Origin of the sequence: Methylophaga sp. UBA3613, from assembly GCF_002375415.1 — a bacterium.
Classification (GTDB): Bacteria; Pseudomonadota; Gammaproteobacteria; order Nitrosococcales; family Methylophagaceae; genus Methylophaga.
The window spans coordinates 43806-67937 of the sequence record NZ_DFLS01000007.1; the positions used below are offsets into that span (position 1 = coordinate 43806).

24 protein-coding genes are annotated in these 24132 nt (G+C 46.1%); 8 read left to right on the plus strand and 16 right to left on the minus strand.

Features of this window, described 5'->3' with window-relative positions; genetic code table 11:
- Positions 1-87 precede the first annotated feature (87 nt).
- The 4 genes from B3S93_RS08845 to B3S93_RS08860 all read left to right on the plus strand — a co-directional run bounded on the left by B3S93_RS08845 (position 88) and on the right by B3S93_RS08860 (position 5391).
- A complete protein-coding gene (locus B3S93_RS08845; RefSeq protein ID WP_292402743.1) occupies positions 88-267 on the plus strand; it encodes a PLDc N-terminal domain-containing protein in 180 nt (59 codons plus the stop codon).
- A 188-nt stretch (positions 268-455) separates the two neighbouring features.
- Positions 456-2516: a BCCT family transporter gene (locus B3S93_RS08850; RefSeq protein WP_292358385.1), complete on the plus strand. Its 2061-nt coding sequence runs from the start codon at positions 456-458 to the stop codon at positions 2514-2516.
- 463 nt (positions 2517-2979) lie between these two features.
- Positions 2980-3897 (plus strand): LysR family transcriptional regulator, encoded by a 918-nt coding sequence (locus B3S93_RS08855; RefSeq protein ID WP_292402741.1) that lies wholly within the window; start codon positions 2980-2982, stop codon positions 3895-3897.
- An 87-nt stretch (positions 3898-3984) separates the two neighbouring features.
- A complete protein-coding gene (locus B3S93_RS08860; RefSeq protein WP_292402738.1) occupies positions 3985-5391 on the plus strand; it encodes a sensor domain-containing diguanylate cyclase in 1407 nt (468 codons plus the stop codon).
- Here the strand turns inward: B3S93_RS08860 and gloA are convergent.
- The 8 genes from gloA to rpmH all read right to left on the minus strand — a co-directional run bounded on the left by gloA (position 5345) and on the right by rpmH (position 11468).
- Positions 5345-5899 carry a lactoylglutathione lyase gene (gene gloA / locus B3S93_RS08865; RefSeq protein WP_292402735.1) on the minus strand — a complete coding sequence of 185 codons (555 nt, stop codon included), beginning with the start codon at positions 5897-5899 and terminating at the stop codon, positions 5345-5347. The genes B3S93_RS08860 and gloA overlap by 47 nt on opposite strands.
- A gap of 22 nt (positions 5900-5921) precedes the next feature.
- The gene (gene corA / locus B3S93_RS08870; RefSeq protein WP_292358392.1) at positions 5922-6875 is read right to left on the minus strand and encodes a magnesium/cobalt transporter CorA; all 954 of its coding nucleotides are present in this window, start codon (positions 6873-6875) and stop codon (positions 5922-5924) included.
- A gap of 169 nt (positions 6876-7044) precedes the next feature.
- Positions 7045-7659, minus strand: coding sequence for a methyltransferase (locus B3S93_RS08875; protein WP_292358394.1), 615 nt, complete (start codon positions 7657-7659; stop codon positions 7045-7047).
- A gap of 18 nt (positions 7660-7677) precedes the next feature.
- A complete protein-coding gene (gene mnmE / locus B3S93_RS08880; protein WP_292358396.1) occupies positions 7678-9036 on the minus strand; it encodes a tRNA uridine-5-carboxymethylaminomethyl(34) synthesis GTPase MnmE in 1359 nt (452 codons plus the stop codon).
- Between the two features lie 58 nt (positions 9037-9094).
- Positions 9095-10738, minus strand: coding sequence for a membrane protein insertase YidC (gene yidC / locus B3S93_RS08885; protein ID WP_292402733.1), 1644 nt, complete (start codon positions 10736-10738; stop codon positions 9095-9097).
- Positions 10731-11009, minus strand: coding sequence for a membrane protein insertion efficiency factor YidD (gene yidD / locus B3S93_RS08890; protein WP_349676190.1), 279 nt, complete (start codon positions 11007-11009; stop codon positions 10731-10733). Before yidD ends, yidC begins: the two co-directional genes overlap by 8 nt.
- Entirely contained in the window at positions 10952-11284 is a 333-nt protein-coding gene (rnpA, locus tag B3S93_RS08895) for a ribonuclease P protein component (RefSeq protein WP_069294773.1), read from the minus strand. The genes yidD and rnpA overlap by 58 nt, the downstream gene beginning before the upstream one ends.
- 49 nt (positions 11285-11333) lie before the next feature.
- Complete coding sequence (rpmH, locus tag B3S93_RS08900; RefSeq protein WP_036311011.1) at positions 11334-11468, minus strand: 50S ribosomal protein L34; 135 nt, start codon at positions 11466-11468, stop codon at positions 11334-11336.
- Positions 11469-11736: 268 nt separating this feature from the next.
- Between rpmH and dnaA the strand changes: the two genes are divergently transcribed.
- Positions 11737-13101: a chromosomal replication initiator protein DnaA gene (gene dnaA, locus B3S93_RS08905; protein ID WP_292358405.1), complete on the plus strand. Its 1365-nt coding sequence runs from the start codon at positions 11737-11739 to the stop codon at positions 13099-13101.
- A 14-nt stretch (positions 13102-13115) separates the two neighbouring features.
- Complete coding sequence (gene dnaN, locus B3S93_RS08910) at positions 13116-14219, plus strand: DNA polymerase III subunit beta (RefSeq protein WP_292358407.1); 1104 nt, start codon at positions 13116-13118, stop codon at positions 14217-14219.
- A gap of 66 nt (positions 14220-14285) precedes the next feature.
- Here dnaN and B3S93_RS08915 read toward each other — a convergent pair whose 3' ends face one another.
- From B3S93_RS08915 to hemC, 4 genes are read right to left on the minus strand one after another with little or no spacing between them, the layout of a single operon-like run.
- Positions 14286-15488, minus strand: coding sequence for a heme biosynthesis HemY N-terminal domain-containing protein (locus B3S93_RS08915; protein ID WP_292402727.1), 1203 nt, complete (start codon positions 15486-15488; stop codon positions 14286-14288).
- Positions 15485-16519 carry a uroporphyrinogen-III C-methyltransferase gene (locus B3S93_RS08920; protein WP_292402725.1) on the minus strand — a complete coding sequence of 345 codons (1035 nt, stop codon included), beginning with the start codon at positions 16517-16519 and terminating at the stop codon, positions 15485-15487. The genes B3S93_RS08915 and B3S93_RS08920 overlap by 4 nt, the downstream gene beginning before the upstream one ends.
- A complete protein-coding gene (locus tag B3S93_RS08925; protein WP_292402722.1) occupies positions 16509-17276 on the minus strand; it encodes a uroporphyrinogen-III synthase in 768 nt (255 codons plus the stop codon). Before B3S93_RS08925 ends, B3S93_RS08920 begins: the two co-directional genes overlap by 11 nt.
- Positions 17266-18195: a hydroxymethylbilane synthase gene (gene hemC / locus B3S93_RS08930; RefSeq protein ID WP_292402719.1), complete on the minus strand. Its 930-nt coding sequence runs from the start codon at positions 18193-18195 to the stop codon at positions 17266-17268. Before hemC ends, B3S93_RS08925 begins: the two co-directional genes overlap by 11 nt.
- Positions 18196-18314: 119 nt before the next feature.
- On the opposite strand from hemC, the gene argH reads away from it, so the two are divergent.
- The gene (gene argH, locus B3S93_RS08935) at positions 18315-19697 is read left to right on the plus strand and encodes an argininosuccinate lyase (protein WP_292402716.1); all 1383 of its coding nucleotides are present in this window, start codon (positions 18315-18317) and stop codon (positions 19695-19697) included.
- Positions 19698-19840: 143 nt separating this feature from the next.
- Positions 19841-21202, plus strand: coding sequence for a DUF5924 family protein (locus tag B3S93_RS08940; protein WP_292402713.1), 1362 nt, complete (start codon positions 19841-19843; stop codon positions 21200-21202).
- A 43-nt stretch (positions 21203-21245) separates the two neighbouring features.
- Here the strand turns inward: B3S93_RS08940 and B3S93_RS08945 are convergent, their stop codons facing one another.
- The 4 genes from B3S93_RS08945 to B3S93_RS08960 are packed head-to-tail and all read right to left on the minus strand — an operon-like array spanning position 21246 to position 23711.
- Complete coding sequence (locus B3S93_RS08945; RefSeq protein WP_292402710.1) at positions 21246-21413, minus strand: hypothetical protein; 168 nt, start codon at positions 21411-21413, stop codon at positions 21246-21248.
- Positions 21414-21439: 26 nt separating this feature from the next.
- A complete protein-coding gene (locus B3S93_RS08950; protein WP_292402708.1) occupies positions 21440-21790 on the minus strand; it encodes a DUF3325 domain-containing protein in 351 nt (116 codons plus the stop codon).
- The gene (locus B3S93_RS08955; protein WP_292402705.1) at positions 21790-23433 is read right to left on the minus strand and encodes a PepSY-associated TM helix domain-containing protein; all 1644 of its coding nucleotides are present in this window, start codon (positions 23431-23433) and stop codon (positions 21790-21792) included. Before B3S93_RS08955 ends, B3S93_RS08950 begins: the two co-directional genes overlap by 1 nt.
- Complete coding sequence (locus tag B3S93_RS08960; RefSeq protein WP_292402702.1) at positions 23430-23711, minus strand: DUF3649 domain-containing protein; 282 nt, start codon at positions 23709-23711, stop codon at positions 23430-23432. Before B3S93_RS08960 ends, B3S93_RS08955 begins: the two co-directional genes overlap by 4 nt.
- Between the last annotated feature and the right edge of the window lie 421 nt (positions 23712-24132).

Consider the following 24132-nt stretch of genomic DNA (forward strand, 5'->3'; position numbering starts at 1 on the left):
TCAGCTCACAACAGAGGCGGATATGAAAGATCAACAAGCCCTAAGACAGAATTAAAATTTTATCTGAACTAGCAAAGGAGCGACAAAATGGATCTAGAAGTCGGTGGCATATTAGGTTTAATCTGGCTGATTATTGTTATCTGGGCCATTCTCAAAGTAGCGAAAAGTGGTGCCGGTACCTTAGCCAAAGTGTTATGGATTTTGATATTACTGTTCTTCCCGGTAATAGGACTTATCATTTGGTTCTTTCTCGGTCCTAAAGGCTAGACGAATACTTCACCGTACAACCTGTATTCGGTTTGTACGGTGATTTTTTCCCAACACCACCCGGCATGCAATATGCCGATGATGTAAGCGTCTATCTCTCACTTCGCATTGTCAGCATCTGGCCAAACCATTCACGTTAATATTGCATGACGCTAATGATTCATTCGAATCAAAATCGGAGTTTGAGCATGCAAGCTGATTCAAAGATCCCCTCTACTATTCTGGTTCCTGTTTTTTTTCCTGCCGTTATTATTACGTTACTGTTAGTAATAGGCACAATCAGCAATCCAGAATTAGCGGGCGAAGCCTTTGCTGCGACACTCAGTTATCTGACCAAAACCTTTGGCTGGTTTTATATGCTGGCGGTGGCTTTCTTTCTGGTTTTCATCGTAACCGTGGCCATTTCCAGTTGGGGCAAAACCAAATTAGGCCCCGATCATGCTGAACCGCAATACAGCTTTCCTGCATGGTTTGCGATGCTGTTTTCAGCGGGCTACGGGATTGCTTTGTTATTTTTTGGGGTGGCTGAACCGGTATTGCATTATGCCTCGCCACCTCAAGGAGCACCCGAAACGGTTGATGCGGCGAAACAAGCCATGCAAATTGCCTTTTTCCATTGGGGCTTTCATATCTGGGCCATTTACGGTCTCACCGGCCTGGTTTTAGCTTATTTTGCCTTTCGCCATGGCTTGCCGTTATCAATGCGCTCTGCCCTTTACCCGCTTATCGGCGAGCGAATCTATGGTCCAATCGGCCATACTGTGGATGTTATTGCTATCTTAGGGACCCTATTCGGCATTGCTACAACGCTTGGCCTGTCCGTTGCCCAGATCAATGCTGGTATGAATTATCTATGGCCCAGCATCCCGGTCAGTACCTTTGTTCAGGTTGTGACCATAACCGGTATCACTTTACTGGCTATTCTATCCGTGGTGGCTGGACTTGATAAAGGTGTTAAACGGTTATCCATTCTCAACATGGTTCTGGCCGTTGCATTAATGCTGTTTGTGTTTCTGGCTGGACCAAGTATTTTCATTCTGGAAACATTTTTACAAAACACTGGTAGTTACCTGAACAATATTGTTGAGCGCACCTTCAATCTGCAGGCTTATACCCGGAGTGACTGGATAGGTAACTGGACTTTATTTATCTTTGGCTGGACCATTGCCTGGGCACCGTTTGTCGGGCTGTTTATTGCCAAAATAAGTCGAGGTCGCACCATTCGGCAGTTCGTCTTTGGCGTGCTGCTGGTGCCGACCATTTTTACCTTTATCTGGTTTTCCATTTTTGGGGATACGGCCCTCAATATGATTATGAATCAGGGGTATACCGCACTCATTACGGAAGTGCAAAATGACACTGCGATTGCCTTGTTCAAGCTATATGAACGATTGCCTCTAACATCAATAGTGTCATTTATTACCGTTATCCTGATTATGACGTTCTTTGTTACTTCTTCCGACTCAGGGTCGCTGGTCATTGACTCCTTAGCGTCTGGTGGCGCCAGTAACACGCCAGTATGGCAACGGGTTTTCTGGGCATCTCTGGAAGGTCTGGTGGCGGCTGCACTGCTAATTGCCGGTGGCTTAAGTGCCTTGCAAACCATGAGTATTACCAGTGCCCTGCCGTTTGCCATCATTATGGTGCTGGCAGCCATTGGAATGTGGCGTGCTTTAGCGATTGAAGGTCATCGTGAAGCCAGTTTGTCAGCCTTCATGCATAGCTCGCAACACCGGCCGGGTAACTGGAAGAAACGTTTAGCAGGGTTGATTCACTATCCGGATTATCAACAAGTGGCAGAATTTATCAAAACGACGGCTCATCCGGCCATGCAGAAAGTTGAAACGGTTTTGCAAGAGAAAGGCTGGCCGGTTATTGTATTTTTTGATGACACCCAGCATCGCGCGTATATAGAAGTGGTTCGAGAAGAAGAACTGGATTTCATCTATGAAATTCGTATGCGTGGCTATGCCATGCCCACCTTTGCTTATCCACAAATGGCAAGAAGTGAAGATGGTGACAAGCGCTATTACCGTGCAGAAGTCTTTATGCGGAGGGGTGGCGCGGCCTATGATGTGTTTAACTTTGATCAGCAGGAAGTCATTGATGACATTCTAAATCAATTCGAGAAATACATGCATTTCATTCATATATCGCCAGGCATTTTGCCATGGAAAATGCAGGAGCATGACGATATGCTCAATGACAAAGGTGAAATCCATAATAATGACCTGAAAACACCCAGCTGATGAAATTAGTTGTGCTTTCTTTTTCATCACTGCTTTAGGTTTTCATTAACTTAACGAAAAGTATGAAAACGAGATGAATAAAAAATCCACAACGATTTAGAGACAAAAAAAACCCGATGCACTTTGCAGTAACATCGGGAAAGGGCAAACAAACAATAAATTGGGGAACAATTCAAACCTTCAGATAAGGCGCCTAGGGTCTGTTTATCTTTCAGAGACAGCTATAACAGATCAGCAGACCCTATTGTTAATGCTTTCTTAACCAAGCTCCCTTTATGCTTAAACCAAGTGAATTTCGCATCAGCCTGGGACTTATTCGAAGATGAAAATATACAATCCCTGGCGATCATTCACTTAATCAATTACAATCCAAACCTTTAATGCAAATGATAATGCTTATTATTTGTAATGGAAAGTATTGAATCATAAACACAACGTTGCATAAACCTGAACAGGCTTACATATGAATGATCGTGCAGTTTTGCCAGATATGAGAGCGGTGACAGCCTTTGTTGAAATCATTCGGTCTGGCAGTTTAACGTTTACCGCAGAACAACTGGCTATTCCTAAATCCACGTTAAGCAGACGTATCAGCCAACTGGAACAACGTGTTGGTCAGCAATTACTTCGACGGGAATCCAATCGACTTATCCCAACTCAGGCAGGCCAGATATTTGCCGAGTATTGTCAGCAATTTATCGATCTTGCCCAGCAAAGTCAGTTAGCACTGGATGCTCTGCAACTTGAGGTAAGTGGCACGCTTGATTTCACCTTTCATAATGCTTTCAGCTGCCGCTGGCTTAGCGAGAAAGTAGAAATGCTGATGACGCAGCATCCAAAATTGCATCTTAAAATGCGTACCGGATTCAACCTGCCTCAGGCCACCGTTGGTGAATCAGTCATTTTGTGGCTGGGCCCCGTAACAGAGAATGGTCTTCGCCATGAATGTCTGGGTCAGCTTTCACAGGGTATTTATGCCAGCCCGGAATATCTGCAACAGGCAGGAGAAATCCTTCACCCGCATCAACTGACTGAACATAAATGGGTTGATACTCTGGAGCACTCGACACAGAATATTCTATTAAAACATCCTCATAAAAAACCATTTCAATTACCCCCACAGCAATCCCAGATCTCAGCCGATCAATTCATCATGCAGGCTGATGCCATTGCTAGAGGTAAAGGGTTGGGACTTTATCCGAACTGGTTAGCTGAATTGAGCATAAGTCAGCACACCGTCAAATTGCAACGTTGCCTGGAGGACTGGCATGGTCCCAGTTTGCCGATCTGGTTAATGTATCCCTATGGACATTTATCAAGGCGCACCAGAGTATTTATAGAACATTTGAAAAGTGAGCCTCCTGCAACCTGGAAATACTGAACCTCTGTGCGCTATGCCACATAAATACTTGAATGGGTAAACGCATCAGCCTATTATTAAATAAAAAATAAATGGTGTTAACTAGGCATGATGCACTCCCCGCCCGACGGCAAACAGAGCCGGTCCACTTCAACAGATAATGAGTTGCTCAATCATTTACGTGCTGTTTCATCTTATCTACCCGGCTTTATTTATCAGCTTTGTTTAACCCCTGACGGTAAATTCCAATACACCTACACCAGCTCCCGATTAGAAGCTTTATTTGGTGTAACCCAGCAACAGGTTGCTGAAGATGCCTCTGTATTATTGAAAATGATTCACCCGGATGATTATCAACGGGTCATCAATGAAAGCATTCAATCTGCTGAAACCGCCAGTGCCTGGCATAGTGAATTTCGCATGGTCCTTAAAAATGGCCATACCATCTGGATTGAAGCCTATGACACTCCCATACGTGAAGCTGATGGCACTATTGTCTGGACCGGCTATGGTAATGACATTACGCAACGTAAAAGCTACGAGACAGCTCTGAACGAAAGCGAGTCAAAGTTCAGGGCCTTTGTTGAAAATGCCAATGACATTATCTATTCATTGTCGCTGGATGGCCTGCTTACCTATGTATCACCCAATTGGACCGAAATCCTTGGTCACCCAATTAGTGACGTTATCGGTCGACATTTTGATCAATTTGTTCATCCGGATGATGTCTCGGCCTGCCACAATTTTTTGCAGCAAGTACTTCTCAGTCGACAAAAACACAGTGGTATTGAGTACCGGATAAAACATTTTAATGGGCATTGGTGCTGGCATCGCAGTAATACCGCACCGTTATTTGATAATAATGGCGAGGTGGATTCCTTTACCGGAATTGCCAGAGATATCTCTGAACATAAACTGATGATGCAGCGTATGTCGCATATGGCGCATCACGACACCCTGACCGGCCTCCCCAATCGTGCCAGCTTTACCGAGCATCTAAATCAAGCCATTGTATTAAGTGAGCGTGAGAAACAGGCCCTCGCAGTATTATTTCTGGATTTGGATAAATTTAAGCCGGTCAATGATCAGCATGGACACGCTAGCGGTGACTTACTACTGCAACAGGTTGCCAACCGTATTCGACAATGTTTACGTGGGGCAGATATTGTCGGACGTATTGGCGGTGATGAATTTGTCGTTTTACTTCAAAATATTCATCATGTTGCCAATGCTCAGCAGACCTCCGAAAAAATCTGCGAGTGTCTGAGCCTGCCATATGAAGTGGACGGCAAAATCCTGCATATCGGCGTCAGTATTGGCATCGCGGTATATCCGTTGCATGGCAGTAATGCCATGCAACTGGTGCGATATGCCGATGAGGCAATGTACGAGGCTAAAAAGCTGCCTGATAGAATCCAGGTTTTTGCCAGCCCACCACTTGGAAGCGGCTCAACTAAAACTGAAGAACTTAAGCAAGATGATCTTTCAGCAAATTCGGCTGACGATCAGGGGTAAATATTTCTATCCAGTAGCCATCTGGATCCTGAATAAACGCGATACCTTTCATCTTGCCATCATTAGGGCGTTTGACAAATGGAACGCCAAACTCCTCAAAGCGCGCGCAGGCAGCATCAATGTCGGGAACGGCAAAGCCAATATGACCAAAGCCCCGTGGGTCACTATTACCGTTATGATAAGCCACCTCATCTTTGTCTTCATCACCCCAGTTATGGGTTAATTCAAGCATAGCTGGACGGGCAAAGGTTTGTTTGATGCGCTCATCATTATCGTCCGACCAATCCTGCCGCTGCTCCGGTGAAATAGCCGCCATGAAATATAAGGTGAACTGCATTTCCGGAAAATCAAAACGTTTGATAAGTGTCATACCCATCACTTCAGAATAAAACTTCAGGGTACGTTTTGGATCCTTAATGCGGAACATTGTTTGGTTAAACACATAATCATGTGTGGCCGGATCATGCGTTTCACTCAAACCCTCTGCTTTATCAAAATGTCGACTCATCTGTGTTACTCCTATGAAGATTTTACAACCAGCCTTTACGTTTGAAATAAAGGTAGGGCGCCATGCCTGCTGCCACCATCAGACCAATAGCAAATGGATAACCGAAGCTCCAATCCAGCTCCGGCATATATTTAAAGTTCATTCCATAAATGCTGGCAATCAATGTTGGTGGTAGAAACACCACCGCGGCAATCGAGAACGTTTTAATGATCTGTGCCTGTTGGATATTGATAAACCCCTGAGTGGAATCCATCAAGAAATTTATCTTATCGAATAAAAATGTCGTATGCGACATCAATGTCTCCAAATCTCGCAATATCTCATATAAGGTTTCCCGTGATGCACCCGGCTCTCGTAAGTGACGCAACAAAAAAGAAATATCACGTTGGGTATCCATTAAACATAAACGGATCTTTCCGTTACTGTCTTCCAAACGCGCTAACTGACTGATGGCATCTTCCAGATCAGCACTTTCATCTTCTAAAACCAGATGGCTGACCCGTTCTAGCTGGCGATGTATATCTTCCAGATTATCGGCATGATTTTCGACTTTTTGTTCCAACAGGGTGATCAGTAAATCCGTCGGCGTCTCACAACTCACCTGCCCACGGCGAGCTCGCATCCGTAATAATCGAAAATCACTTAATTCACCATCACGAATGGCAATAAGTCTATCCGGCTGTAAAATAAACGCGACCGAAACCGTGTGATGTCGCCCTTCTGAGTAACCCAGAAATAATGAATGCACATGCAGACCATCCTGATCGGTAAAGCACCGAGCCGAGGCTTCAATTTCTTCTACATCATCGACATCGGGTACTTCATCGCTGAACAAAGTCGCGAGTAATGCGCGTTCATCATCATCGGGCTCCAACGCATCTATCCAGTCGGCTTCTTTTAAATGATGCCCCAATACCTCGCCTTCAACTTTGATTTCCTTAATTAAGCCATGAGCAATTTTGTATAGGCGTAGCATGCTGGCTCCTATTTAGTTTGGGTTTGCCTAAGGGAATGGTTAAACATTGTAACGCAAGACGATATCATGCTTCTCAGACTATGGCATTTGAGTGGCAATTCCATGACAGTTGAGTTTCAGACCTAGGTTTCATCTCCGCCTCTATTTTGAGATGAAAGATCAACAAGCCCTAGTGAAATACTGCCATCTGGGTGGGTGAACCTAATTGCAGATCTGCCTGCCCAATTCCTGAAAAATGTACTTCATAATTATGACGGGCAGCAACGCCTCTGGCCCATTGCTGAAATTTCTGCCGAGTCCATTCAAACTGATGATCCGGATCCCGAAACTGTCCGGGATATAGCCCGTATAGCGGATTGTATTCGTAGTTAGGTGTTGTCAGTATGATTTGTTTTGGACGCATCACTGCAAAAACATTTTGTTCAACCTTGGATAACAGTCTCGGCTCAATATGCTCAATGGTCTCAATCATCACTGCCAGCGGAAAACCATAAAGCTCTGGATGCGGTTCAGCATATGATGCGTTAATTAACCTTATTCTAGATGGAGTTTGCTGAAGGTATGCTGCCAGTTTTTCACGCGCCTGCAGAATAGATAAGCTGGATTGTTCAACACCAATAACCTGCTCAATCTGCGTTTCATTTAACAGCTGCCACAGAAAAGTACCTGAGCCACAGCCTAAGTCCAAAAGCTGTTTGACCCCGCTTTGCTGAACTAATTTGAGGATATGTTGATGCCGTACTTCATGCAAATCACTGATTTGGGTGTCTTGATTTGGGAACATGACATGCCTGCAAAAAGATCATTTACCAATACAAAAACTGGAGAAGATGCGGTCTAGTAAGTCTTCAGTCGTGAATGTCCCGGTAATCTCTCCCAGAGCAGACTGAGCAATACGCAGTTCTTCCGCGAGTAATTCACCCGCGCCCATACCTGTCAGACAGTCATAGCCTGCTTCAATGGCTTGTTGAGCGCGCTGCAAAGCATCCAGATGTCGACGACGCGCCATAAACACCCCTTCTTCTTCCGGATGAAAACCTACTACCTCGCATAAATGATGTGTCAGCAAATCCATCCCTTCGCCACTTTTTGCGGATAGATAGATCACTGATATGCCATTTTCATTCGTTATTTCAGCAGCATGGCCGCTTTGGTCGATCTTATTTCGAATCAAGGTAAATGATTTATCGCTCGGTAAAGCAGAAAGGATTTTTGTATCCTGTTCCGTCATGCCAAGCTTATCATCAATTAATAGCAGAATATGATCAGCTTGTGCCAATTCGTTCTGCGTTCTGCGGATACCTTCAAGCTCAACGATATCACTGGTGGCATCATGCAGGCCGGCAGTATCGGAAATACGCAGTGGCAAACCGCCCAAATGAATTTGCTCTCGTAATACATCACGAGTTGTACCGGCTACTTCAGTCACAATAGCTGCATCATGGCCCGCCAGCCGATTATGCAGACTGGATTTGCCAGCATTGGGCTGTCCGGCCAACACCACACTGATGCCCTCGCGTAATAAGCGGCCTTGTCGGGCACTGCCTTGAATACCTGCCAGGGTTGCCAGTAGTTGCTGTAATTGTTTATCCACCTGAGCTTCACCGAGGAAATCGATTTCTTCATCGGCAAAATCAATGGAGGCTTCAACAAACATTCTTAAATAGGTCAGTTCTTGCAAGAAGTCATTAACCTTTTTGGAAAATTCCCCCTGCAACGAACGCATTGCACTACGAGCAGCCAGTTCGGTTGAGCTTTCAATTAAATCTGCAACGGCTTCAGCCTGTGCCAGATCCATCTTGCCATTGAGAAATGCGCGTTCAGAAAACTCTCCGGGCCTAGCCATTCTGGCACCCAGTTCAACTGCTCGCTGACATAGTCTAGCCATCACCAATGGACTGCCATGCCCCTGCAACTCGATGACATCTTCACCGGTAAACGAGGCGGGTCCGGCAAAATACAACGCAATGCCACTGTCGATAATTTCTTTATCGGCTGCTCGAAAGTGGGTGAATTTTGCCTGACGGGTTTGTGCCAGTTTGCCGCAGATTTGCTCGGCTATCTGAGCACTTTCAGGGCCGGATAAACGCACAACACCGACACCACCGCGGCCGGGCGCAGTGGCAATGGCTACGATAGTGTCGGTGTAATGCTCTGTCATAAATAACTCTGTTTACTTAGCTGTAAACAGTGGAGTTCTGCTTATCCTGCTGAAAGGGTTACAACGCACCCATTTTACGAGTGATATACCACTGCTGAGCTATTGATAGAAGGTTGTTGACCACCCAGTAAAGCACCAGACCTGCCGGGAAGAAAGCAAAAAAGACGGTAAAGACAATCGGAAAGATCTTCATCATCATCGCCTGCGCCGGATCCTGAGGCATCGGATTCAGCTTTTGCTGGAACCACATCGATAAACCAAACAGCACTGGTAAGACAAAATAGGGATCCATTGCCGTCAAATCATTAATCCACAGGATGAAATCGGCTTGACGCAGTTCAATACTTTCCACTAAGACCCAATAGAAAGCCAAAAAGACCGGCATCTGCACCAGAATCGGCAAACAACCACCCAGCGGATTAATTTTCTCGGTGCGATACAAATCCATCATTGCCTGATTGAATTTTTGCTTATCATCACCGTAGCGTTCTTTCAGTGTGGCCAGCTTGGGTGTCAATTTACGCATTGACGCCATCGAACGGTAACTGGCTGCTGACAGTTTATAAAACGCCAGTTTGATCAGAATGGTCAGTAATACAATGGACCAGCCCCAGTTGCCCGTTAATTTATGTAGCCATTCCATGACGATAAATAACGGCTTGGAAATAATGGTCAGAATACCGTAATCAACGGTCAAATCCAGATTATCTGCAATTGGCTCAAGACGTTGATGTTCTTTTGGACCAAGGTAAATCTGATAAGAGGCCTGAGCTTGCTCACCATTTTCGGCGACTACCGCAGGAAAACGGATACCGGCCGTATAATTAGTGTTGTTTATCGCTTTACCGTAAAGACTGATTTCCTGTAATGGTTCAGCAGGAATTAAGGCTGCCACGAAATAATGTTGAATCATCGCCGCCCAGCCACCATTCACATCACGACGAAAATCATTTTTTTCCAGTTCACCAAAATCCACTTTTTCGTATTCATTACCCGGACTGGAAAAAACAGCACCCGTATAGGTATAGATCATGAAACTATCGTCTTCAGGTTGATTACGATTAAATTGTGCATAGGGATAAGCAGCAAAACGTTCGCCAGACTGGTTTTCTATCTGATAAGTGACATCTACCAGGTAACTGTCACGGGTAAAAGTATAGGTTTTAATCACGGTCAGCCCGTTATCAGATTCCCAACGCATCGGAACGCTCAGACTATTTTCATTCTCCCCCATAACATATTCGGATTTTTCCGCAGTATAGGTTTCATAATGTGTCGGTGCCGAGCCTTCGGCTCGTAAACCTGATTGAGTAACAAAGAAATTCTTACGACTGTCATTTAAAAGCTGTACTGGCTCATCAGGCAAATCTACATCAACAGGATATTGTAATAATGCCAGTTCACGGATATCCGCCCCACGTAAATCAATTGTCGCTTCAATTACATCGGTTTTTACACGGAGCTGATTAGCTGAAGTCGCTGTGGCTTGTTCGCTTTCCGGCATTGCAGGCAAGCCATCTGCAGTATCTGTTGGTAACTCGGGTAAGTCATCCTGCGACTGGGCGTTTTCTGAAGCAGGCTGGTCTGCGTTATTTTGCGTTGCAACCTGTTGCGGGCGCACATAGTCATTTTGCCAGGCTTCCCACAACAACAGAGAAACAATTAACAGGCCAAAAATAAACAGAGTTCTGAGGTTATCCATTGTGTTTTTTTGTCTTTAGTTCAGGAACAGGATCCACGCCGCCGGCGTGCCAAGGATGACAGCATGAGATTCGGCGTAAACCGAGCCACACACCACGAAGCGAGCCATGCGTTTGAATGGCCTCAATCATATATTGGGAGCAAGTAGGTTGGAAGCGACAGTGCATGCCCATGAACGGGCTTAATAAAAAGCGATACGCGCGAACAAAAGCGATTAGGATGTTTGCCATTGTGCCACCACGGTTAACCAATGTCGCTCCAATGCTGCCCATAATTGCGACGAATCCCGCTGACTAATATCAGGACGTGATAACACCACAATATCGATATTGGATAAAGCTGATTGATGCTGCCGGAAAGATTCCCGGATGATTCGCTTTACCCGATTACGTTGACTGGCCAGTTTAAGATGCTTCTTTGCGATAGCCAGTCCCAGTCGGGGATGCCCGACAGAGTTTTCAACGCTTAGAATCGTCAGACCACCGCCACCAGTGCGCTTACCCTGACGAAAAACCCGGGTAAAATCTCCCGGGCTATTCATTTTCATGGCTCGGCTGAAAGTGGCCAAGTCATGCACCCTCTGAGAACAGAGAGAATTAAACAGAAAGTTTTGCGCGGCCTTTGGCTCTACGGGCATTAATAACACGACGGCCGCCGACAGTTTTCATACGTGCGCGGAAACCATGAGTGCGCTTGCGCTTCAGATTACTAGGCTGAAAAGTTCTTTTCATTTCACCAACTCCAGGAATAACAATGGTTTTGCAGCCGGTAAGCGTCTCTCGAACGGAAACAGCCGGGGCAAAAGACATGGGATTATAGAGTTTGCAGGCATAACAAGTCAAACCGCATTCATCCGACCATGCAACATTATTTTACTTGCCAAAAGCCCCGCATGCAGATAACTTTAGATGCCCTGTCTGTCGCGCTATACTATCACGAAAAAAGCCTGCAGTTATTAGTCTGTTTTCTGTAAACCTTTATATTAGTCAAGGAGTTGCTGTGTCTTCACCCCTTTGGGAAAAATGCCTATCCCATCTCGAAGGTGATCTTTCGGCACAACAGCTGAACACATGGTTACGGCCCCTGCAAGCCATCGAAACGGAAGATAGTCTGCGCTTGTTGGCGCCAAATCCTTATGTTAAGGCCTGGGTTCACGAACAGCTTGAACAACAGATAAATGCGCTGATCAAAGGATTGACCAACGGCAGCATCAATAAAATTGAAATCGAAGTCGGTACCAAAGATTCCATTTCCGCCGAAAAAACCAAACGTCGTGTCAAAACAACGGATAAAGCCCCCGCATCAATAGCAGTTTCGGAAACAGAACCTTCCCCGGCGATTGGCAGCCCGATGAATCCGTTGTTTACCTTTGATAATTATGTTGAAGGTAAATCCAATCAGATTGCCCGCGCAGCATCTTTACATGTTGCTGAAGCACCGGGTACCTCCGGTTACAATCCATTGTTCCTCTATGGCGGCACCGGGCTTGGCAAAACCCATTTGATGCTGGCGGTCGGCAACAAAATTCGCCAGAACAATCCCAAAGCACGAGTGATTTATTTATCCTCCGAGCGATTTGTACAGGACATGATTACCGCATTGCGTAACAACGCTATTGATCAATTCAAAGCACATTACCGCAGTGCCGATGCATTATTAATTGATGACATCCAGTTCTTTGCCAAAAAGGAACGCTCTCAGGAAGAGTTCTTTTATACCTTTAATAGTCTGCTGGAAGGCCAACGGCAAATCATTCTGACCTGTGACCGGTTTCCCAAAGAAGTTGAAAATCTGGATGAGCGTCTGCAATCTCGTTTGGGTTGGGGGTTAACGATTGCCATTGAACCACCAGAGCTGGAGACCCGTGTCGCTATTCTGATCAAAAAAGCGCAACAAAATCTGATTACCCTACCGGATGATGTGGCCTTTTTTATTGCCAAACGCATTAAGTCAAATGTGCGTGATTTGGAAGGTGCCTTGCAACGCGTCATGGCATTCTCGCGCTTTACCAACCAGCCACTGTCGATTGATATGGCTCAGGATGCCTTAAAAGATCTGCTGGCTTTGCACCAAAAACTGGTCACACTGGAAAGTATCCAGAAAACTGTTGCAGAATACTTCAAAATACGGGTATCGGATTTACTGGCAAAAAAACGCACGCGTTCGGTTGCCCGTCCACGACAAATAGCAATGGCGCTGGCAAAAGAGCTCACCAGTCATAGCTTGCCGGAAATCGGTGAAGCGTTTGGTGGACGAGATCACACCACTGTTCTGCACGCTTGTCGTAAAGTAGTGGAACTGAAAGAAACTGATAGCCGCATCGCGGAAGACTACCGTAATTTACTTCGAACTTTATCCAGCTAGCCGAGAGAGACATCATGCAATTTACTGTGAGCCAAGACATTATTGCCCGTCCCTTACAACTGGTGTGCAGCATCGTTGAACGGCGCTCCACCCTGCCTATTTTGTCTAATATTCTGTTACGTTGCCGTGATCAGCAATTAACCATGACCAGTACCGATATGGAACTGGAAATGATTGCAACGTTACCGGTAGCGGTCGAAAAAGAAGGTGAAACCACTGTCTCTGCTCGCAAACTACTGGATATCGTTCGCGCCTTACCCGCAAACGCCACTATTAGCTTTCAGGCTGAAGACAACAAATCACTGGTTCGGGCAGGAAAAAGTCGTTTTTCTTTAGCCACGCTACCGGCAACAGACTTTCCAGATAGCGAAGGTGCAAATTATCTTGATCAGCTGACAGTTCCTCAATCAGCATTAAAAGATCTGCTGGATGAAACCAGTTTTGCCATGGCTAGCCAGGATGTTCGGTATTACCTGAATGGTCTGCTGTTGGAACGCGAAGAAAATATCTTGCGTGCTGTAGCTACTGATGGTCATCGACTGGCTTTAGGCAGCATTGAAACCGCAGAAAAAACCAATGAAAAACACAGTGTCATCGTACCCCGTAAAGCGATTTTGGAACTGGGACGGTTATTAGGTGATGTTGCGGATAACGTGACCCTGGCGATCAGCCCCCAGCAACTTAAAGTCGAACTGCCGGATATGCATTTCACTTCCAAGCTGATTGATGGCCAATTCCCTAACTACGAACGTGTCTTACCGGTCGGTGGTGATAAGGAAGTCATTGCCGAACGAGATGAGCTTAAACAGGCATTATCCCGAGCTTCGATTCTGGCTAATGACAAGCATCGCAGCGTAAAGCTGAATCTCAGTAGCAATCTGCTCAAAGCTACCGTGACCAATCAGGAACAGGAATCCGCTGAGGAAGAACTGGCAGTGGAATATAGCGGTCCGGATTTGGAAATCGCTTTTAATAATGCTTATCTGCTGGATCTGCTCAACGCCATTCCTGATAACAAGGTCAAACTGTTATTTACCGATGAAAACAGCAGTGCGTTGATTACCCCAAATGATCCCAAATTCACACGGCAATATGTCGTTATGCCGATGCGGCTGTAAGACGTTAATTCCAAAAATAAAAACGGCGCTTTCAAGCGCCGTTTTTATTTAAACTCTTGAAAAAGATTAGATCACTTTATTGGGATTATTCTGCAGCATGACATCCAGCCCTTGTTTGTAAACATTGGCTGCAGCATCACGTTTATCCTGCGCCATTAATACTTCTGCCAGCGCCTGATAGGTTTCACCGCGAGGACCGTGCTCAATACTGGCCCGTAGATAAGCTTCTGCCTTGGCCCACAACTTATTTGCCTGCGCCAGTCTTCCCAACGTCAGCAATAACCAGGGGTTCTCCTCATGTTGTTTTAACCACTTCTCGGCCGTGGCCAGACGTTTCAATAAACCACCCTGCAGAATTTTGCCATACTGATAAATCAGCGCATCACTCCAGTTTTTGCGTAAATATTCTTCAATCAATTGCATTGCCTGCTGTTGCTCGCCCTGCAATAACAAACCATTCACATAGGTTTTCAATACGTGCTCAGATTGTCTGATTTTCGCCGGAGATTGCAGCCATATCTGTTCCATTCGCTGCCATTCCTGACGTATCAAGGCATTTTGCAATTGTCCCACAGTGGCTTCTGCCGACAAAGCATTGGCTGAACTGGCATCCAAAACATGTCGTTTACGCAAATCAGGTAACACTGATTGCACTTCCTGCCATTGATCCGTTTCCTGATACAACTGCTGAAGAAGCTGTAAAACATAGGGATGTTTTGGCGCAACTTGACGCAGATGTTGCAAGGTAGCTAAAGCCTGTTCTTTCTGTCCGGCCGAAAGTTGTAATTCTGCTTGTACCACCCCGACAGCAATATCAGCGCTGGGGGTCGTTTCGTGAGCCAGTTTCAAATAGGAGTCACGCCGCTCTGGCGCCTGTTGTTTCTGTGCAGCACGTGCAGCTGCCAGATAATGTAATAAAGGTGTCTCGCTGTTGCCAGCATGTCGCAATAACAATCGTTCAGCTTCTGCCCAACGACCTTCTTCCAGTGTTATCAGCCCATTGGTTAACGCTTTAATAGCACGTTTATGGCGCTGGTTTTCCTGCCATTGCGACAGGCGGTTTGGCGTACTTTTAATGACCGCCAGACTGCGCAGCGTAAAATAAACCAATAACAGCAGAATTAACCAAGCCACGGTAAATACAATTAGCGAAGTTTCCAGCGTCCACTGTCCGTACTGCACCAACACAAAGCCTGGCTCGAAATCAGCCAACCAGACAAACACACCGCCTAATGCCAGTGCAATTGCAATAATAATCAGCCATTTCATGGTTCAAATCCTTTCAACCAGCGAAGTGAGCCCGAAATATCCGGTGTTTCAATACTAATGGCCTGGTTCTGCATGGCTTGCAAACTTTCCAGCATTGCATCGCGATGATCACCCACAAAATACTGTTCAAGCCAGCTGCTGGCCGATTGCAGGCTTTGCTCAAACATTCGCTGATTGCCTGAAAGCGCAGCAAAGCGGGCGGTCTCCAGTTGCAAGCGCAGGTTCTGATACAGGAAGTAGCGTTGTTCAGGCATTAATACTGCGGCCGGGGCATCTTCCTGCTGACGAATAACCACCAGTGAACGTAGCTGTGTCCAAATATCAGCAATCGCTTCACGCCAGGCTGATTGTTCTGTTGCTTCTTTTTCAGTTTCGTCGAAGTAAGACTGTTTAGGGCCAGTAACAACACGTAGCTTATCAACTGAGCCAATCAACCCCAGCATATCGGCAGCAATTCCCGCCACATCGGTTTCTCCGGCTGCTTCAAGTGCCAGTTCTTCCTCTGCAATCAGCTCACGCAAGGGTTGCATGCGATAATCACCAATTTCACGGATCTGTTGATCAGCCAGTGATAAGGCAAGTGCTGCCCCACTGGTATCATTCGCCAACAAAGCGCGCTGATTGGCCAGATTGAGCAAATAACGAATTTCCGCCAATGCCCATTCCAGCTCGATTTCCTCAGTTGTTAAGGGTGACTGGTTTTGTAGCTTGGTCAGTACGTCACCTTGTTCAAGCTGAGTTTGCTTAAATGTCGATAGTTGATTGTTTAATTGGCGCTGACTGCTGGTCAGTTGTGAAATATCCGTTTCGAGTTCGGCCATTTCATCAAAACGACTTTCCACTTCCATCAGTTGCTGTTTCTGCTGCCATACCAGCCAAAGTGCACCAGCCCCTGGCAGCGTTATCACTATCGCTAAAATGATTAGCAGCGCCCACTTTACTGAAACTGTCTTTTTGGGTGTTTCTGAGACATTTTTTTCAGTTTTTTTGGCGGGCTTTTCGACCTGCTCAGATTTGCTGTTAGGCTCCATGATCTGATCCCATCTCTATAAGTCGCTGAATGATTGCACCATCACTGGCATCTAAACTGACATACACCCGTTTGAATCCTTGTTGCACGGCAAAAGCCTTGATCCGTTCACTGACTACCAACAAAGGTTTTTGTAAAACCTGCGGGCAGCTAGCTGATAATAAATTTAACAGGTTTGTCACACCATTGGCACTGGTTGCTGTTAGCCAATCGGCTGAACAGGCTTGTTGTTGAAGTTCGGACGATACCGTGGGTAATTGTCGACGGTAAACTTCCAGATAACTAATCTTAGCACCTCTGGCACGCAAGGTATCTGCCATCAGCTCACGTCCTCCTTCCCCCCGCACAATTACGACCTGCTGTTGAGTCATTTGTTGCCACTCGGGTAACTGCAGCAAACCTTCACTGCCGTTTGACAGTTCAGGTTGTAAATCCACCGTTAAACCGTTTTCCCGTAATGCCTGCGCAGTACCTTCACCTGCAGCAACCAATTTAACATGACCTGGAAATGGTTGCGGATTACCCTTCAGAAATTGTTCAACAGCGTTACGACTGACAAATACCAGCCAATTGGTTTGTTGCGGATTCCATTCGCCCCATTGTTTAACATCAATCGCCGTAATTTCAATAACCGGAAAGACGATGGCCTCTCCACCCTGCTGTTGGATGAGGTCGACCAGTCCATGCGCCTGTCGAATTGGCCTTGTTACGAGAATCTTGCGGCCTTCCAATGCCAGAGCCGAGTGCTCAGGCATCATAAATATCAGCCAGAATTTTATCAGCGCCCTGGTTAAGTAACATCTCACCCAATGTTAAACCAAGTTGTTCGGATTCACTGGCCTTGCCACGAATTTCCTGCTGCAGCATTTCGGTGCCGTCAGGGCGCCCAACCAGCCCACGAACCCAGATATCATCACCATTTAATATAGCGTAGCCACCGATTGGAACCTGACAGCCTCCCTTTAAGCGACGATTTAATGCCCGTTCAGCTTTGACAGTAATTGAGGTCAGCTCACAATTAAGCGGGGCAATTAATGCATTCATTTCGTCATCATTGATACGGGTTTCAATACCGAGTGCGCCCTGTCCAATCGCAGGCAAACTTTGCTCAGGGGTTAAAGCACTGCGAATACGCTCATCAAAACCCAGTCTTTCCAATCCGGCTTTGGCCAGAATAATCGCATCAAAATTACCCGCATCCAACTTGGCGAGGCGGGTATTTACATTGCCGCGCAACGGTACAATCTTCAAATCCGGTCGGTAGTGACGAAGCTGACATTCCCTGCGCAGGCTGGAAGTACCGACAACGGCACCCTCAGGTAAATCATCAACATTGTCATAATGATTAGAGACGAACGCATCATGCGGATCATGGCGTTCACAAATAACCGGTAAATGCAGACCTTCCGGAAACTCCACCGGTACATCTTTCATCGAATGCACCGCTATATCGGCTTCACCGGCCAGCATACTCTGTTCCAGTTCTTTGACAAACAAGCCTTTGCCGCCCACTTTGGCCAATGGGGTATCAAGAATGATATCGCCCTGGGTTTTAATACGAACCAGTTCGATATTCAGATGTGGATGCAACGCCAACAAACTGTCACGGACAAACTCGGCCTGCCAGATGGCAAGGGGACTGCGACGGGTAGCAATTCGAACAGTACGCTGACTCATGAAACAAAAATCCACATTATAGTTAACAGTGTTGTCGATTCTAACATTTTCCCCTGCGGTTCCACGAACAGCCGCGTTATAATGCGGTCTTTTTCTGCCAGCAATCACAGGCCCGTGCCATGACCGCATCTGATAAAAAGCTTTCTTCCGCCCGTCTCACCCAGCCTACTAATAAGTTCGTTGAGGAATTCACTGCATCGGTGATGTTTGATAAACGCATGTATCAGCAGGATATTCAGGGTTCCGTCGCGCATGCCACTATGCTTTGTAAAGTGGGCGTTTTAACAGAAACTGAACGCGATCAAATCATCACTGGCTTGCAGCAGATTGAAAGCGAAATCGATAACGATCAGTTTGAATGGTCCATTGCACAGGAAGATGTGCATATGAATATCGAATCCAGACTAATCAAATTGATTGGCGAAGTCGGCAAAAAACTGCACACAGGTCGATCACGTAATGATCAGGTGGCAACCGATGTGCGTTTATATCTGCGCGATATGATTGTGCCTGTTCGCAGTGAATTACAGCGGCTGCGCTCTACCTTGCTGGATGTGGCTGAACGTGAATTCGATACCATTATGCCTGGCTTTACCCATCTGCAAACGGCGCAGCCTGTCACGTTTGGTCATCATATGCTGGCCTGGTTTGAGATGCTCAGCCGTGATCTGGAACGTCTGGATGACTGCACAAAACGGGTCAACAGCCTGCCATTAGGTGCTGCAGCACTCGCCGGGACAACCTTTCGGATTGATCGTGAATACACGGCTGAATTACTCGGTTTTGAGCGTATCTGCCGTAACTCACTGGATGCGGTCAGTGATCGCGATTTTGCCATTGAATTTAACAGCTTCGCCTCACTGCTAATGATGCACCTGTCGCGGTTCTCGGAAGAATTGATTATCTGGTCCTCGGCCCAGTTTGATTTTGTTGATCTGGGTGATGCCTTCTGTACCGGCTCATCAATCATGCCACAGAAGAAAAACCCTGATGTGCCGGAACTGGTTCGCGGTAAAACCAGCCGGGTTTACGGTAATCTGTTTAACCTGCTGACGCTGATGAAAAACCAGCCTTTGGCCTACAATAAAGATAATCAGGAAGATAAAGAACCGCTGTTTGACACCATCGACACATTGCTTGGCTCGTTACGTGTCTATGCCGATATGCTCGCAGTAATCACCGTCAAAAAAGACAACATGCGTCTGGCGGCTCTGAAAGGTTATGCGACCGCCACCGATCTGGCAGACTATCTGGTGCGTAAAGGTGTTGCTTTCCGTGATGCTCATGAAGTAGTTGGTTTGTCAGTAGCCTTTGCCATAAAACAGCAAAAAGATCTGTCGGCGTTAACACTGCAGGAACTGCAGCAATTCAGTGATCAGATCGGCGACGATGTATTTTCGGTATTAACGCTCGAAGGCTCGGTTGCCGCCCGTAATCATTTGGGTGGAACAGCGCCAGAACAAGTTAAAAAAGCTATTCAAATCGCCCGAAGCGAACTGTAAATCTACTGCCTGAACAGATGGACTAGTTCAGTATTCGCCTTTCAGTCATATGATCACTAATAATAATCAGACTGAAAGCGTTATACGATGATTAAGTTGAATATCATCATTTATCATCATCACTGATCGGTGTCTGACCCCAAATGGCCACATTAAAATCATTACTATTTTCGCTAATTGAATTGGCGAAACGCTGGCCTTGGCTGATTGCGGCGATTGGTTTTATTTCCGGTGTGGCCAGTTATTTTCTGGTGGAACGCAAAGAGTCACTGGCGCAGGTTATCGCTATCCTGATGTTGGTCAGCTGGGTGTTTCTGGTATTGGAAAACTGGCTGCGGGAAAGTTTTAAAAGCCGTTTTGGACTCAATATTCCACCCGCTTTAATGCATTACCTGACTCAATTAGTCCATCAGGAAAGTTTGTTTTTTGTGTTGCCGTTTTTTCTTGCCGTCACCACCTGGAATCACACTCAGGCAGGGTTTACCGCTTTATTGATTTTATGTGCTCTGATCTCGGTGATTGATCCGTTGTATTACAAACAACTGGCACCGCGTCGATCTTTATTTGTTATTTTTCATGCGCTGGCTTTATTCGCTGTATTACTGGTTGCTCTCCCCATCTTGCTACAGCTGACTACTGGTCAAAGCCTGGCGTTTGCTCTGATTGCTTCCCTGTTGTTCAGTCTGCCCAGTTTAGTGAAGTTTGTTGCCAATGGTCGCTGGTGGCGACGGCCGTTAATGACGTTAATGTTGGCCGCTTTAGCCGCTGGCTTGTGGCAAGTCCCCAGCTTAGTCCCACCCGCAGCATTGCGATTAACTGAATTTAATCTGGTACAACAGGTTGATCGTGAACAACGCACGCACAGCATTCATATTGATCGCCTTGATGTGCAATCCCTGAAACGCGATGGCATATATGCCTGGACAGCTATCCGCGCACCTCGCGGCTTGCAGGAAAAAATTCATCACCTGTGGATCCATAACGGTAAACAAGTCGATCGAATCACGCTGAATATCGAAGGCGGCAGTGAACAAGGCTATCGGGCCTGGACACAGAAATTGAATTTCCCAGAGGATCCGGTCGGTAAATGGCAGGTTAAAGTGGTCACAGACTCAGGACAGCTGATTGGTATAAAACGCTTTACCGTTGAAGCCAGCATTGATGAACGGGAAAGTCTGCTTGAGCGTCTCAAACCGCCATTCTTTCAGGAGCCAATCGACGATCAGCAGAACATTGAAGATGCTGACGACATTCAACAACCGGAGAATACTGAAGGACAACAAAGCCTGTATGAGCGTCTAGCGCCGCAGTTTATTCAGGAGATGACCGAAAGTCAGGAGAACCCTGAAGAATCGGAAACTGTTCAAGAACAGGAGAGTACTAAAACACAGGAAAACACTGAAGAACCGGAAAACGCCCAAGAGCCAGAAATTGATGCTCAAATACAACACATCCCCGAAGATCTAAGCACTGAAGGGCATGAGAAATCTGAAGAACAGAATTAATCCTTACGATTGGCACCAATAAACGAAGCGACCATTAAAAATACTATCCAAACCATGAAACTGGGCAGCCAGATAGACCACCAGCCCTCTTCCAACGGCGAGGATGAAACAGGATCGATAAAAAATAGGCATAAAGATTCAATGCCAGGTTAATCATTAAACCTATAATCCCGATATAACTTAATATCGAATCCAGTCTGATTTTCTTCATAAAAACTCCATGAATCAAATTCGAGATTAATTTAGCCACAAAACGATACAAGCTGATAAGCCCACCAAAGCCAGAATAAGCGCTTTGGTGGCTGCAAATCGTGGCCAATAAGCCAATAAACCAACCCATATCAGCGCTGCCACCGATAATAGGCCCAGCCAGACAACGATACCAACTACAACACCCCACATACTGATCGCTGGCCATAAGGAAACTATTAACAGCATAGTTGAAGCGATTCGCAACAGACGTGTGTGGCTGGCAGATAATTTAGCTGTGCTTACTTGCGAATAGTGTCTCGGCATCGCCAAACTCAACCCCGCCATACCGGCATAACATAATGCTGTGGCAAGCAACATCATCAACAACATTTGCATTACGTTGCCTCCGACTTGGTTTTATAACGGCTGGAACCTTGTATCGCGGCTTTATGTTGTTTGCTTTTCAGTATTTTGACCGAGCAAACAGCCAACACACCGAACAGCACGACCGTTAATTCCAAGCCGGTATTCAGCCAGTCACCCTGAATAAAATAGCTGATTAATTGTTGTCCTGTCGTCAGCCAGTTGAGGATAGGCAGTAATAAACATAACGCAGCAAATAAGGATAATTGCTCTATCCAGGCACGAGAAGCGTGTCGTATAGCCGCATGCAGTAAGCTGCCCAGCCAGATAAAAAAGAATAGTTTTATTTCCCAGCTGGCGCGCTCAGGCACATCCAATGGCAACAGCCGGTTTATCCAAAAATACGAGACACAGGCGACCATTAATCCGCTAATAGCGCTGATATTCAGGACTTCAATAGCCCGGTAGACCTTTGGCGTTTGCGCCCCAAATTCGTTCAAGGATTTTTGCCGACGTTTCACCATAAACAAAATGGCGCCGGTCGCCATCATGATGGTGCCCGCCATGCCCAAAATAAAATAAATCCAGCGAACGGTATAACCACCAAAATTGGCAAAATGTAAGGTCCGCATAATACGTTGTGCGGCAAAGGCATTACTTTTATCAAATGTTTCCGGTGCTTCGATATGAATCAATTCACCGGTTACCGCATCAAAAATAACCTGCCCGGTACTCAAAAAGAGTAACCGTCCATTATTTTTCTCCTGCTCAAACAAGCCAAAGACTTTAGCAACCGCACTACTGTCACCGGGGTGCTCTACATTAATAAAACTACCCGGTTTCTCCATTAACGCTTCGCCCTGTTTAAACAGCTCAGTCAACGATAGAACATCCGCTTCAATACCGGTCTCTGGTCGATGCTCCGGCTGATTGAACACTTCGGCAAAGAAACTCTGTGGTTTGTCATAATTGGCCAATACCCCGGCTGGCATATAGATCGACACAAAGATCACCAGCCCGCTGTAGGCAATCATCAATTGAAATGGCAACGATAAAACCGAAGAGGCATTATGTGCATCGAGCCAGCTGCGCTGGCCTTTACCCGAGCGAAAGGTAAAAAAATCTTTGAAGATACGTTTATGAATAATGATACCGCTGACCAAAGCCACCAGCATGATCATGGTAAAAAATCCCACCAGCCAGATACCGGTCATACCAGCATGAAACTCAAAATGCATATGCACAAAGTGATGACCGCCCTGAGTCTCACGCTGTTGCTGATCAGGAATTATTTCACCAGTGACAGGATGTAACCGGCGCTGCTGAATTTCGGCATTGTCATCTTCCCAGGATAATCCAATTGCTGGATCGGCCTCACTGGGCAACCGTATGCGCCAAAAATGGCTTTGGGGCGCGGCATTTCGTAGAAAGTTTTCAGCTTGTGTTACTGCGGTCAGGCGTTGCTCTTGAGTACTGGTTTCGGGATCAAATTCACCGATTAATGCTCGCTCAGGCGTCATCCAATGGGTAATGGCATCATCAAACACACCAATAGTGCCGGTCAGAAAAATGGCGAATAATGCCCAACTGGCAACTAAACTGCCCCAGGTATGCAACCAGGCCATCGTTTGACGAAAACGTCCCTGCTCAAGGCTTACATCCGTCGATTTGCTCATCGTAACCACTCCGTTAACAGCAAACCCAAGCCGCCAATAATCACTGTTGCACCTATCATTCCTATCCAGGCACGTTTGGCATTTTTAACCGCAAATATCCATATTACCGCGGCGGTGTACACAGCAAAGCTCAGTAATGCACTGGTAATAACGGCATCGGCACGGGATAAAGGCAGAATGGCGGCAATCAAAATCATCACTGCCGAGGTTAATAAATAGCCACCTAATGTTGCGGCCAGCACCATCGAAAAGATTCGGCCAGAGTAAGACAGGGTCATATTGGGGTGTTCCATACACGGTTTTTAGCTAGGATCTGATGATAAAAGATCAGAAAATTTCACTGACTTATTTAATGTCGAATAACAACTCTTAAAGGCCCATTTATCAGGAAGAGTAGTTTTTTAACATGCGATATTAATGAGATAGATTATCGTTTGCATTCGTAATTAACAAGTCTCGCTTTTTCGGTGCCTTATTAAAAATGCTTTGAAGTACGACCAGAAAACAGTTTTACTCAGGGCTTGTTTATCTTTCATCTCCGCCTCTGTTGTGAGCTGAAAAAGTGTCAATCAAGGCACGAGGAGCGCCTTTTAGTTATTCTAAATAAGTGACGAGCAACGGAGACCGGCGCGCACCTCCCTGGCGCGCCGGCATACAGTCCATCCGTGGACATAAGTGGCGCTTTTTCAGTCACAACCC

Coding starts and splice junctions, on each gene's coding strand:
- B3S93_RS08845 (WP_292402743.1), top strand. CDS start 88: ATGGATCTAGAAGTCGGTGGCATATTAGGTTTAATCTGGCTGATTATT.
- B3S93_RS08850 (WP_292358385.1), top strand. CDS start 456: ATGCAAGCTGATTCAAAGATCCCCTCTACTATTCTGGTTCCTGTTTTT.
- B3S93_RS08855 (WP_292402741.1), top strand. CDS start 2,980: ATGAATGATCGTGCAGTTTTGCCAGATATGAGAGCGGTGACAGCCTTT.
- B3S93_RS08860 (WP_292402738.1), top strand. CDS start 3,985: ATGATGCACTCCCCGCCCGACGGCAAACAGAGCCGGTCCACTTCAACA.
- gloA (WP_292402735.1), bottom strand. CDS start 5,899: ATGAGTCGACATTTTGATAAAGCAGAGGGTTTGAGTGAAACGCATGAT.
- corA (WP_292358392.1), bottom strand. CDS start 6,875: ATGCTACGCCTATACAAAATTGCTCATGGCTTAATTAAGGAAATCAAA.
- B3S93_RS08875 (WP_292358394.1), bottom strand. CDS start 7,659: ATGTTCCCAAATCAAGACACCCAAATCAGTGATTTGCATGAAGTACGG.
- mnmE (WP_292358396.1), bottom strand. CDS start 9,036: ATGACAGAGCATTACACCGACACTATCGTAGCCATTGCCACTGCGCCC.
- yidC (WP_292402733.1), bottom strand. CDS start 10,738: ATGGATAACCTCAGAACTCTGTTTATTTTTGGCCTGTTAATTGTTTCT.
- yidD (WP_349676190.1), bottom strand. CDS start 11,009: ATGGGCAGCATTGGAGCGACATTGGTTAACCGTGGTGGCACAATGGCA.
- rnpA (WP_069294773.1), bottom strand. CDS start 11,284: ATGAAAATGAATAGCCCGGGAGATTTTACCCGGGTTTTTCGTCAGGGT.
- rpmH (WP_036311011.1), bottom strand. CDS start 11,468: ATGAAAAGAACTTTTCAGCCTAGTAATCTGAAGCGCAAGCGCACTCAT.
- dnaN (WP_292358407.1), top strand. CDS start 13,116: ATGCAATTTACTGTGAGCCAAGACATTATTGCCCGTCCCTTACAACTG.
- B3S93_RS08915 (WP_292402727.1), bottom strand. CDS start 15,488: ATGAAATGGCTGATTATTATTGCAATTGCACTGGCATTAGGCGGTGTG.
- B3S93_RS08920 (WP_292402725.1), bottom strand. CDS start 16,519: ATGGAGCCTAACAGCAAATCTGAGCAGGTCGAAAAGCCCGCCAAAAAA.
- B3S93_RS08925 (WP_292402722.1), bottom strand. CDS start 17,276: ATGATGCCTGAGCACTCGGCTCTGGCATTGGAAGGCCGCAAGATTCTC.
- hemC (WP_292402719.1), bottom strand. CDS start 18,195: ATGAGTCAGCGTACTGTTCGAATTGCTACCCGTCGCAGTCCCCTTGCC.
- argH (WP_292402716.1), top strand. CDS start 18,315: ATGACCGCATCTGATAAAAAGCTTTCTTCCGCCCGTCTCACCCAGCCT.
- B3S93_RS08940 (WP_292402713.1), top strand. CDS start 19,841: ATGGCCACATTAAAATCATTACTATTTTCGCTAATTGAATTGGCGAAA.
- B3S93_RS08945 (WP_292402710.1), bottom strand. CDS start 21,413: ATGAAGAAAATCAGACTGGATTCGATATTAAGTTATATCGGGATTATA.
- B3S93_RS08950 (WP_292402708.1), bottom strand. CDS start 21,790: ATGCAAATGTTGTTGATGATGTTGCTTGCCACAGCATTATGTTATGCC.
- B3S93_RS08955 (WP_292402705.1), bottom strand. CDS start 23,433: ATGAGCAAATCGACGGATGTAAGCCTTGAGCAGGGACGTTTTCGTCAA.
- B3S93_RS08960 (WP_292402702.1), bottom strand. CDS start 23,711: ATGACCCTGTCTTACTCTGGCCGAATCTTTTCGATGGTGCTGGCCGCA.